The sequence below is a fragment of the Cedecea sp. AS113 genome, from assembly GCF_037152415.1.
GTDB lineage: Bacteria > Pseudomonadota > Gammaproteobacteria > Enterobacterales > Enterobacteriaceae > Cedecea.
Genome location: NZ_JBBCMI010000034.1, coordinates 1 through 11,520 on the forward strand (window position 1 = coordinate 1; position 11,520 = coordinate 11,520).

At 45.3% G+C, this 11,520-nt stretch carries 11 protein-coding genes and 1 pseudogene; 9 read left to right on the forward strand and 3 right to left on the reverse strand.

Going from position 1 to position 11,520, the window contains the following annotated elements:
* Positions 1-229: EAL domain-containing protein (locus WFN87_RS23470; RefSeq protein ID WP_336983949.1), on the forward strand; the 229-nt coding region annotated here is incomplete at its 5' end.
* A 15-nt stretch (positions 230-244) separates the two neighbouring features.
* Here WFN87_RS23470 and WFN87_RS24230 read toward each other — a convergent pair.
* Complete coding sequence (locus WFN87_RS24230; RefSeq protein WP_442892796.1) at positions 245-415, reverse strand: Hha/YmoA family nucleoid-associated regulatory protein; 171 nt, start codon at positions 413-415, stop codon at positions 245-247.
* A 421-nt stretch (positions 416-836) separates the two neighbouring features.
* Here WFN87_RS24230 and WFN87_RS23475 point away from each other — a divergent pair, with 421 nt between their 5' ends.
* On the forward strand, positions 837-1,220 hold the full coding sequence (locus WFN87_RS23475) for a hypothetical protein (protein ID WP_008460568.1): 384 nt from the start codon (positions 837-839) through the stop codon (positions 1,218-1,220).
* 289 nt (positions 1,221-1,509) lie between these two features.
* On the opposite strand, the gene WFN87_RS23480 is transcribed toward WFN87_RS23475, so the two are convergent.
* Positions 1,510-2,010 carry a hypothetical protein gene (locus tag WFN87_RS23480; protein WP_336983948.1) on the reverse strand — a complete coding sequence of 167 codons (501 nt, stop codon included), beginning with the start codon at positions 2,008-2,010 and terminating at the stop codon, positions 1,510-1,512.
* 227 nt (positions 2,011-2,237) lie between these two features.
* On the opposite strand from WFN87_RS23480, the gene WFN87_RS23485 reads away from it, so the two are divergent.
* The 7 genes and pseudogenes from WFN87_RS23485 to WFN87_RS23515 all read left to right on the forward strand — a co-directional run bounded on the left by WFN87_RS23485 (position 2,238) and on the right by WFN87_RS23515 (position 11,291).
* A complete protein-coding gene (locus tag WFN87_RS23485) occupies positions 2,238-2,966 on the forward strand; it encodes a fimbrial protein (protein WP_008460566.1) in 729 nt (242 codons plus the stop codon).
* Positions 2,967-3,020: 54 nt separating this feature from the next.
* The gene (locus WFN87_RS23490; RefSeq protein WP_008460565.1) at positions 3,021-3,527 is read left to right on the forward strand and encodes a CS1 type fimbrial major subunit; all 507 of its coding nucleotides are present in this window, start codon (positions 3,021-3,023) and stop codon (positions 3,525-3,527) included.
* A gap of 53 nt (positions 3,528-3,580) precedes the next feature.
* On the forward strand, positions 3,581-6,283 hold the full coding sequence (locus tag WFN87_RS23495) for a TcfC E-set like domain-containing protein (RefSeq protein ID WP_336983947.1): 2,703 nt from the start codon (positions 3,581-3,583) through the stop codon (positions 6,281-6,283).
* Positions 6,284-6,292: 9 nt separating this feature from the next.
* A complete protein-coding gene (locus WFN87_RS23500) occupies positions 6,293-7,444 on the forward strand; it encodes a CfaE/CblD family pilus tip adhesin (RefSeq protein ID WP_336983946.1) in 1,152 nt (383 codons plus the stop codon).
* A 491-nt stretch (positions 7,445-7,935) separates the two neighbouring features.
* A pseudogene (locus WFN87_RS23505) lies at positions 7,936-9,034 on the forward strand (IS3 family transposase).
* Positions 9,035-9,357: 323 nt separating this feature from the next.
* A complete protein-coding gene (locus tag WFN87_RS23510; RefSeq protein ID WP_008460557.1) occupies positions 9,358-10,146 on the forward strand; it encodes a glucose 1-dehydrogenase in 789 nt (262 codons plus the stop codon).
* Between the two features lie 941 nt (positions 10,147-11,087).
* Positions 11,088-11,291, forward strand: a complete 204-nt coding sequence (locus WFN87_RS23515) for an Hha/YmoA family nucleoid-associated regulatory protein (protein ID WP_034809945.1) — start codon at positions 11,088-11,090, stop codon at positions 11,289-11,291.
* Here the strand turns inward: WFN87_RS23515 and WFN87_RS23520 are convergent.
* A partial coding sequence (locus WFN87_RS23520) for an EAL domain-containing protein (protein WP_336989469.1) occupies positions 11,292-11,520 on the reverse strand: 229 nt, incomplete at its 5' end.

Consider the following 11,520-nt stretch of genomic DNA (forward strand, 5'->3'; position numbering starts at 1 on the left):
TGCCAACGGAGACACCCCAGTGCTTGATGCCATTATCACCCTCAGTAAAAGACTGAAACTTACCATGATTGCAGAGGGTATCAGCACCAGGAAGCAGGCCCTGTTTATGAGTAATAATCAGGTAATGTTACTGCAGGGGTACTTGTTTTCACCGCCTCTGGATGCAGCTAACTTTAGAAAGTGGTATCTCAGAAATGTTTACTACATGAATACAACTTCCAAGGTATAATCAACGGAGATGCCGCTATATTTCCGCGGAAGCATTGTCGTATAAAGTTCCGGTAATAAGCTCAGCCAGATGATGGTCTGTGGCTTCCCAGAAAATGGCCAGTTTAGCCTCACTGAGGTCGTGATTTTTTGTAGATGGTTTTCTCCGGTGGCTCTTTACACCGTAACTGGCGGAGCATATAAACAAGTCTTTCTATTTAATTGTTCTTTCATACTGCAGCATATAGATCTTAAAAATTAGCGGGTTAAGAATAATATCAGGGGGAGCTTAAGTAGATTAATCATTTTCATTTGAAAGTAAAATACCAACAGTGACATTCCTACTGGTTGAATAGCCAATCTGGATTGTTCTTCACTCTTTGTTAACACTGGGGTGCAAAGAGAGCACAATTTATGCTAAACTTCTTCTAAGGAAGACAGTGATTTATTTATCGAATATGTGCCCTGACATATACACAGATAAAAACGAATAATTAGTGCGCGATTTATATTAAAGGAAAAAAATGACGGCTTACCATATCCATGAGGTTTTTTTAGTAAAAATCGCACACCTGCCTCTTTCAGACAGTTATTATCTTGAATCAGACTATTTAGTCTCATAAAAGACGATGATTTCATCTGAGAGACTGGGTTTGGTGCTTGCATTGCCATCTGCTTCAATAATTATATTTCTTATTATAGTTGTACTTTCCGGAAATAACTTTCAAGATCGTTTCAAACAAGTTAAGGAAAATAATCTAACTGTTTCAGTTCAGGCAGAGCATGTGACAAAGAAAAGTAAGGAAACGATTATCTGCTTTTACCTGCAGCAAAGTATGATTGGTGTTAAGAAAAGAACTTTTCTCAAGCAGCAAATGCTACAAGTAGCAGGTAAACTGAGAGCTATGGCACGACGTATCTCGCGTAATGTCCCCCCGTGCAAGAAAAAAATGTTCGCATTGGTTACGCCTGGATTGATTTTCCCAGTCACTGGTAATCCGATATTACAATGATTCTGATGTAGTCAAGTTCGATAAATCCGAACAGTAACCTTCAGGCAAAGCGGATGCCTGACTATAGGTATATCAAACAACATGGGTCGATTCATTTGAAATGCATGTCTGATCACAGACCTGGTTGCAACTGGTCCGTATCGTACTGGATCATGTATCTTCCTCAGGGATATATTAATATCCATAAAATGAGAGATTGCCGCAATATAAATTTGGTTTGCAGGCAGTCTTGAAACAGGAGATGCCACTTTTGCTACCACTCATCTAGTGAAATGATGCCGCTCAAATTCTACCACATGAGGATCTCATTTAAGGTTTTGATGCCTAGTTTTGCAGCAACCCGTGAACGCATTCCATAGATGGTTTTGTTTGACACCTTATATCTCCATGCTTCCTCGTCCACCGTCATCAGGTTAAAAAAACATTTCAGTGTTCTGTACTCGGTAGCCGTCAGGCGTCCACTTCTTTTTCTCCTCAGTGAGGTGAGCCTCTCTGTCATTAAACCTTCGGAACATAACTCAGGAAGTATTAACTGACCGGAGTTTAATACAAAGGAGTTTCCATTAGCAGATTTTAAATAATCTGCGACGGGGAGTAAGCTATGTTCCGTAATAATAAATGATGGCTGCATCCGTCTCATCTCCGCCCAGTTTGAAAGAACGATTTCTTTGAGAGACCACTTCGCAAGATTCAATACCATTATTTCTTCTTCTGGTGTTTTTCCTGAAAACAAATGAGCTAAACCTTCAGAAAAAAAACGGTCCCTAGCTGGGTAAACGGTCAAAGTCATTGCCTGATCCTTGTATGCTTAATGTTCGGATGAAATCTGGTCTAACCTGTTCATATTTTTAGCAACGATCGATCAAAACCCGGCATTATGATAGGTATTGGCTATCATGTATTGGATTTTGATCGTTACTTACGATCAAAATACTTGATATCGATCAGATTGTCTCTTAATATCCACCAGGAAAAGAAAAATTTATTAACGTAACCTATTGATTGGTAGGTAAGTAAATGGAATTAAGAGTTTTCAGGCTGACGTTACTCGCAGTATCCGCATTTTTCATGCAGATAAATCCAACCTCAGGTGCAATGTACGTTTATCCCATGGAGGTATCTGTAGGTCTTAAAGGAGCCAGCCAGATAAAAGTCATCTCCCAGGACAATGATGTTCAGTTTATTAAAGTCAGTCTCAAGCAGATATTTCAACCCGGGACAGCGCAGGAGAAGGAGAAAACTAGTGATGCGTTTAGTGTTGCCGGACTGATTATTACGCCGCAAAAGATTGCGCTCTCTCCTGCAAGTGAGCGAGTGGTCAGACTTGTTTCTGTCATGCCTCCAGAAAAGGAAACAACGTGGCGTGCTTATTTTGAAAGCGTCAATGAAGATAACTTTATTGTGCAGCAAGGCGATTTAAAAAAATCGACAGCAACCGCAAGTATCGGCGTTAATGTTGTTTGGGGCGCACTTATTCACGTCGCGCCTGAAAAAGTTCAGGCAAGCCTTTTATTTATCGATGGTAGTGGCAAGGTGTTAAATAATGGCACAATCCGTATCCCGGTAAAAGAAGTGGGGGTTTGTGACCAGTCTGGCCAGTGTCAGTGGATAAAAGTGTCTGCAACCATATATCCGGATACAGAGGCCCGCCTGGCGGGCATCACATTCTCACGCGATAAAAAGTATCGTATTAAATACGTAAACTGGATAACAGAAAAAACCGAAGAAATCTCTTTGTCTCTATAAAGAGACTATTACTCCGTCCCCGACACCAGGGAACAACAATATAAGGAATGTTCGATGAAAACTCAGATTAAAGTTATTTCATTTGTCAGCGTGCTTGTCACTACCTTCAGTGTGAATGCTGTCCAGCGTGATATTACTGTCACGGCAAATATCGACCCTACGGTCGATGTCACACTTGCTGATGGATCACCTCTGCCGTCATCTATCGCCATGCAGTACCTGCCAGGCAAAGGTCTTGCCGCCCATAAAGAGAACATCAAGTTCTGGTCCAATACTGCGGACCGTGCGCTAAACGTCAGCCTGGCAAATACACCGTCGCTCACGGATGCGAATGGCGCTAACCCTATTCCGCTAAGTGTGTCCGTCAATGGCACCGCCCTCTCCACGACGGCGACAAGCCTTGCTTACGCCACCACATTCCCAAGCGGGATTACGAATGGCTCGTCGACCATGCCGTTGGTTATTTCACAGACCACGCCAGGCGCAGTTTCTGCAGCAGGGACCTATACCGGCATTGTAAGTCTTGTCGTGACCCAGGCCACTGCAGCAGCGGGCGGCTGACAGAGATAAGAATAATGACAGGGGAAACCCTGTCATTAGACAGGACTTCATGGATGAATATACGATTCACGTTTCTGGCCGTAATGATAAGCGCGTATTCAGTCTCTCTGACGAGTAATGCATCATTGCGCGTACCCAGGGGATTTGAAGAGCTGGCCCGGGGTCAGACTATTCTCACGGAAGTCTCACTGTACGGACAATCGCTGGGGGTTTTCAAGAGCTGGGTGGATCTTGAAAGCATCCAGTTCATACAACCGGACGCGTTGATATCTTCCATCCTGAGGGCATATCCGGACAACCCTCGGCTCAGCATCATGCTGCATAAGTCTCTGGATAAACCGTTTCGCCGCAACAGCCAGCTCTCCTGCAGTACGGGCGGTAACCAGCCCGGATGCGATTTTCTGGACACTCAGACGGTTGACGTTATCTATGATGAAAATAATGGCAGGATAAATCTTTTTATTGCCCGGGATTATTTGCCAGCTAAAAAGCAGGACAATATTTATTACGACGTAAGCGCAGAAAGCCGTAATGCGCTCATTCATCAACAAAATGTCAATTTCGTTGCGGACTGGCGTTATCAGTCTGTGTCGCTTCAGGGTAACGGTACGTTGGGCGTTAGCGACGGGGGTTATCTCAACCTTGACTGGAATCTTCAGGGGCAACGTTCAGGCAATCAAAGCACGCATGATGTATCCGTCAATAATGCTTACATCAGGCAGGATTTTTTAAAGCGGATTTATGTGCAGGCAGGTGTCATGGACGCCCGGGACATATTCAGCAATACCGGGGGGAATATCAATCTCAGTCAGTTACCCCTGGGTAAAATTAGTGGCGTCAGGACGGGCTCGACGCTTGCATGGATAAACATGGATAAGGTCTCAACCGGCACGCCTGTCAATCTGTTTCTCTCACGTGATGCGAGAGTCGATGCTTATCGGGAAGGACAGCTACTGGCTTCATTTTATTTAAAAGCCGGTGCACAGATTCTGGACTCCCGGGCATTCCCTCAGGGAAGTTACACGCTTACTTTACGGATTTTTGAGGATAACCAGCTGGTAAGAACAGAAACAGTCCCTTACATCGGGCTGGGAGAACTTTCATCCCGCACGTTACAATGGTTTATTCAGGCGGGAGTACCGGACGCGGACGGGATCTTCAGTGAGCGCACCGACAGGCAGGTCGTTCAGGCCGGGCTGAGGCTGCCGGTGAGCAATAACCTCGCTCTGACCACTGGTTCAGCTTTTTTCAATACTGCGCGTTTCTGGGAAAGTGCGCTGGACTGGGCGCACGGTTTTGATTCCAGATGGCTTGACGGGCTTCTGACGTCGAGAGTCAGCTATCTGCACGGAAGCGAAGGCTCAAGAGGTAATATTCAGCAGGCAAATTACAGCGATGGTTTTTCGCTCAGTTTTTATCGTAGTGCAATGACGGCCCCGGAGTGTAACAGTCAGGGACTTCATCGCTACAGCATAAACGGTTGCTACAAGAGTAGTAGCGTGATGTTTTCTGTCCCGCTGGATAAGTGGTATGCCACACTCGGATTTGCCCGCAACAGTAACCGGGGGCGGTATGTCTATCGCCGGGATATAGCTGATTTTGACCCGCGTGATCGGGCGGCTGTTCCCTGGGAAAGAATTTATCAGACTCACTCTGAAAGCCGGACATGGCAGGCGGGCCTCACGCGCACGATTAATCTCAATGATATTAATATCACATCAGGCATCAATGCCTTTTTTCGAAATGACAGCGCATTTAATGCTCCGGATAAAGGCATGTTTATTACGCTTTCGTTCTCTGCAAGCAGGAATGGCGTGGACGGAAAGCGAAGTACATTTTCTGGCGGAGCAAACTGGCAGACCAGTAAGCGGGGTGATGACGGGCTGGGTTATAACATTGCTGCCAGTCAGTACAGCGATGAGACGGGGGAAAACGAAACAGGTGTGTCGCTTAACGGCGTGAATACGGGCACGCTGACCGCTTCAGCTTATGGCCGTGTGGGGGGGCAGTACGGCGCGGGGTCCCTGACCGTCAGTGACGCCTGGGACCGGACAAGTGGGGAACATCTGCTCAACGGTAGCGGTAATTACAGCTCCTCCCTCATCCTGGATCGGGATGGGCTGGCCGCTGGCCGCTGGGGAGATGGAACGCCTTCTTCAGCAATAACTGTGGGTGTTGAACAGCAAGACACCCCAGAAGTATCGCGGGTAAATGTCTCTGTGGACACCGGTGGAAGGAGTGAGGTGAGAGGCAACAGCAGGGCGCTTTTTACTGTGCCGGGTTACAGGGAAAACCAGTTTGACGTCACGGAGTCCGTTGCCTCCCCTGAGGGAATAAGCAGTGAGATAAGCCGGGGTACCGGAGCAAGAAAAGTCTTCATGACTCCAGGAAAGGTCTTTAACCGGGCTGTGAGCGTGCAAACGCGCTACACGTGGCTTGGCCAGTTGCTGGATAACAACCGCCACCCACTTGAAGGGGTCATCCCGCTTAATGTGATGGCATGGACGCCTCTGGGTAACGGAAGTTTTACCCTTCAGACGACGAGAAAGGTGGAAAAGTTGTACGTTGTGAAAAACGAATCCTACTGGCAGTGTGGGATGAAGGTCAGCATGATGAGAGATGTTATTCGTTATGTCGGGGAAACGAGGTGCCAGCGTACAGATCTTGCAAGGCTGCCTGCGGCAGAACAAAAGCAGGTTGTTCTGATGACTGCAGGGTTAAGTGATCATACGAAAAATACCGCTATGAATAATTAAGGCGTAAATATGTATTTTAAAAATGTTTTACTATACTTAATCTCATTTTTATCCATTGTTTCATTCTCTTGTAAAGCTATTTACGAGCCACCGATGAACAGAACTACAAATCTTACAGCTGAATTTGATAAAAACTCACTACCTGCTTCTTTAATTATCTGGAATGCTTTATCAGGCGGTCAGGATGATACTAATGGACAAAAATGGGGAAGAAATACACTAACCTGCCTTAATGCTACAGACACCACATATGGAGCTTGTGCGACTACGTCTTCGTGGTGGTACAACTCAACAGACAACAGACTTTACGTAAGACTGTCTTTTTCTCTTAAAGGAAGTTCAACTAAAGTTGATTTAAATATTACGCCTATAAAACAATGGAATGTTATTTCTGGAGGTTGTGCAGGACAATCCAAAAACACCCCTGCTTCAATGACTACTGGCTGCGATAATGCTTTAATCGTGACCAGTGATTTCACTTACAGCATTCCGCAAAGTGAGCTTGCCAAACTCTCATCTCCAGGCACCTGGACCGCTACGTTGAAGCAAAATTTACGTTTATGGGACAATGGATATGGAATATTGGGTGTTTGGAGTGCGGATATATCATTGACAGTGACAGACCTTAAAAGTCAGCAAGTTTATTTCCCAACATTCCCTTATTCAACCCCCCAGGTAAATCTTAATTTATCCAATCGCACTGGCACTAAGAATACACAAAGTATGAGCGGTAAGTCTGTATTAGATATGTGTCTATATGATGGGAAAAACTCGACAAGCTCTCAGGTTAATATGATATTCAGCGACGAGAGAGCGAGTGCTCCAGGAAGGCAGACTGGATTTTTTTCTGTTTATCGAAATGGCGCTGACAAAAGTCAGGCTGAAAACAGAGTTGATTACCAGCTTAGCGTATTAAACCCTACATCCGGACAGTCACAGATTATAAGTAATGGAGCGGAGGTTTTATGGAAAAATACGAATGAAAGAAAAATTCAGAGACAAGTTGTTATTCCCGGTGTTTCGGGTGTTTCTTTATGCGTGCCAGCACCATTAACATTTACAACACCGCAATTCCGCTTTGCCGATAAGTCAGCAGGAATATATAGTGGGAAACTCACTGTTATATATACACCATCTACCCAGTCTAATTTAACTAACTAGAGCGTACGTTAAATACGACGAGCTATTGCAATAAATGGATTTCTATTACAAGGTTCGCTATGCTGAGCAGATTTACTTACATTATTACAAATAACTTTAGCTATGGACGTGTTTAAATGATAAGCGTTATTGCAAGGGTGACTAGTAAACCATAAAATTTCTTAGTGGACGGTATAATAGGCATTAGCTCTCAAGTAGAGAAAGTATATAAAGGGTTATAATTTGGATGCTGGTCGCCTTTTAATCATCTTTCCATGGTGGGTGGAGAGCTTAGCTGATGGATGTAGTTGCAGATAAAAGTACCGTTGTGCCAATCGAATACGGCTAAAACGAACTCTCTGATCGGCACTTGCAGGTAGACTGGTGCAGGGCTGGAGACAAGGTTGCGCTCTACCTTTTTCTTTAACGCGAATGACCTTCCCCCTGAAAACAGTGCCAGGCTAAACTGAAGTCTCCGGTCTTTCTTCCATCTCAAAGAGAGGCACACCGCCATGAAAAAGACCCGTTATACCGAAGAACAGATAGCCTTTGCGCTGAAACAGGCCGAAACCGGTACTTGCATCGGGGAAGTCTGCAGAAAAATGGGCATTTCTGAAGCCACTTTTTATAACTGGAAGAAGAAATTCGCTGGTCTGGGCCTGACAGAACTGCGTCGTTTGCGGCAGCTGGAGGATGAAAATCAGCGGTTGAAAAAGCTTGTCGCTGACCTGAGTCTGGACAAAGAGATGCTGCAGGAGGTACTGAAGCAAAAGTTCTGAGGCCGGCTCAGAAGCGTCAGGCGGTACATTTCCTGCGGGAAGCTTACCGTATCAGTGTCCGGCGGGGATGTGGACTGCTGATGCAGAGCAGAAGCGTTTACCACTGGCAGAGTCGGCGGGATGATCGAGCGATTACCCTTCGCATCAGGGAAATAGCGGAAACCCGGATCCGCTACGGCTGTCCGCGTATTCATATTCAGTTGCGACGGGAAGGCTGGCCTGTTAACCACAAGAAAACACACAGAATCTATTGTCTGGAAGGACTGAACCTGCGGAGAAAGCGTCCGCGCAGGCATGTCAGTGCAGCGCATCGCCAACAGCGCCCCTTCCTGACCGGTGTCGATCAGTGCTGGAGTATGGATTTCGTGTCGGATAATCTGTTTAACGGACGGCGTTTTCGGGTGTTAACTGTAGTGGATAATTTTAGTCGTGAGTGTCTGGCGATCCACGCAGGAAAGTCGCTGAAGGGCGAGGATGTGGTCGCTGTGATGGAAGCATTACGCTTACTGAGTAAACGCCAGCCTGTGCGTATTCAGACAGATAACGGCAGCGAGTTTATCTCGAAGAGCCTGGATAAATGGGCGTATGAAAATGGGGTGACAATGGACTTCTCTCGTCCAGGAAAGCCGACAGATAACCCGTTTATTGAATCATTTAACGGTAGTCTGCGGGATAATGCCTGAACATTCACTGGTTCCTCTCACTGGAAGATGCGCAGAATAAACTCGACAGCTGGCGCAGGGAATATAATCATGGGAGAACGCATTCATCATTAAATGACATGACCCCGGCTGAATTTATCCGGAGCCTACAAAAAGACGAAGATCTCTGATTTAGCACTGCATTGATTTTGGGCCAGGGTCAAAAACCCAGAAACCTCAAAAAGTGCGTGGAACTAAAACGGGTGTACTTACACCGGGACTTAACCCGGCACGGCCACGAGCTTGCGTATATAAAGATCTGTTGCTAATTTTTCAGGGTATTTATTGGATTACAGATAGCATAAATTGAAGAGAAAATCGTTATTCTGGTGGTCAAAAACGTACATTGTTGCCGGGTCATACCCAGCATTACGTTCCCGGCCCCTGAATAACAGAGACAGATGCTGAAACGGTGATGTTTCATTCAGGCTAAAAATGAATCAGGGGGTTATGTATGTTTACAGATCTTCAGGGAAAAGTGGCTGCGGTAACAGGATCCTCCAGAGGAATAGGGGCTGCAATTGTTACCCGCTTAGTTGAAGAAGGCATGAATGTCGTCATCAATTATCATTCAGACAAAGAAGAAGCGCAGGCGCTGGCTGATAAACTGAACGGCCTTAAGTCGGGAAAAACGACCATATTTGGCGGTGATATCAGTGATGAAAATACTGCCCATGACTTCGTTACGGCTGCGATAGATCATTTCGGAAAACTGGATTTGCTGATTAATAACGCCGGGATTGAAACTCAAAACCCGACGCACAGAATAAGCCTTGATGACTGGCGCAGGATCATTGACGTCAATCTTACCAGTTTTTTTCTCACCGGGAGATCTGCGCTTAACTACTTTTTAGAAAACGACATTAAAGGCAATATTATAAATGTGTCATCTGTTCACGAGATCATTCCCTGGCCGACTTTCGCCAGCTATTCTGCCAGCAAAGGGGGAGTACGTATGCTGACTCAATCCCTCGCGCTGGAATATGCTGCAAAGGGCATCCGGGTTAACGCTATTGGGCCGGGTGCTATAAACACGCCCATGAATCAGGATAAAATGAGCGATGAGACGTTACGTGTGGAGCTGGAAACGCTTATTCCAATGAAGTATGTCGCTGAGCCAGAGGTTGTTGCAAATGTTGCCGCCTGGCTGGCTTCAGACCAATCAGCCTATATTACCGGGCAGACCATTTTTGTGGATGGCGGGATGACGCTGTATCCCTCATTCCAGGGTGGGAAGGGCTGAATCATGAGTGAAGTGAAATCTGTCACTTCACTCTTTCAGTCACCGCATAAGCGGTCTCAGAAGTCCTGAGACAGAATAGTCGTCGGGCGTTTCTTCACAGACGAGTTACGCGCTGTGACAACAATTTATCGACTATATCTGCAAAATTGGCAGTAGAGGCAATAAATACGCTAATACCGCGCGGGATAAGAACAATGCTTATGTAGTACGCTTGTTATCTTGCCAGCCTGTGTCCGCAGAGGCTCAGGCAGTTACAGCTTTCCGCACCTTTTGGAAGTACACTGTAAGATGGTCAAGTTGTATACCTTAGTGTAATTGCTGGACTGAACGTACCGGCTCTGAAAGTGGTGCGTGGAAGACCAGTCTGATGAGATACATCGTCTCTGATGGTGAAAGAGTCAACATTGCCACAGAACGTTTATATTCATCTTTGTTTAAGACTGAAAGTCAGTTGCATCAAGACAATCATTTTCTTTTATAACATGTATATTCTGGTCAGTTGCAACTAAGTTTTGCAAGGTATGAGTGAGCTATTTTAAAGAATAAACAGGATGATGGGTGTCATCCACGTCATTCTACTTTCATTTAACGTAAATATTATGCCAAAAATATTTATTTCAAAAAGCAGTCTGGAAGTGAATGCAGCAATTATTTAATGCGTTCTGTGCACAAAAAACTAGAATATATCCTCAGTCCAGGGTGTTCTCGATTAAAATAATAGGGGTATTCGTTGATTAACTATATATCAGCAGATGTTTCACCGTCGGTAATGCATTTTAAGTCATAAAGGTTTTATCTGAAAGCTGTCCCGTTGTTGGTTGTGAATCCGAGGGGATCGCAGCTATATATTCTGCAATCAGGAGTCGAACTTTGTTGTAAAAAAGGTTTTTAAACTATTTCCCAGGTAGGGAGACATACATTCTATGCAATATGCACGAACGATGACAAAGAAAGACTGGCTTTATATTCTCCGACAGTTACGCCACAAAGAGTCACTGGAGAAAATCATAGATAAAAAAAACTACGAGCTCAGTGATGCTGAACTGGCCGTTTTCTGGGGAGCCGCAGATCATCGTCTGGCTGAGCTTATTACCGGAACTTTATACGACCATGTTCCAGTGGAGATATGGCGGCATGTCCGTTGATTACATCTTCGGGGTTATATTCATATTGTATTCATTTCTGAGATACCACGTCCTAAAATTAGCTGCATCCAGAGGCGGTGAAAACAGGTATCCCTGCAGTAGCATTACCTGATTATTCCTCATAAACAGGGCCTGCTTCCTGGTGCTGATACCCTCTGCAATCATGGTAAGTTTCAGTCTTTTACTGAGGGTGATAATGGCATCAAGCACTGGGGTGTCTCCGTTGGCA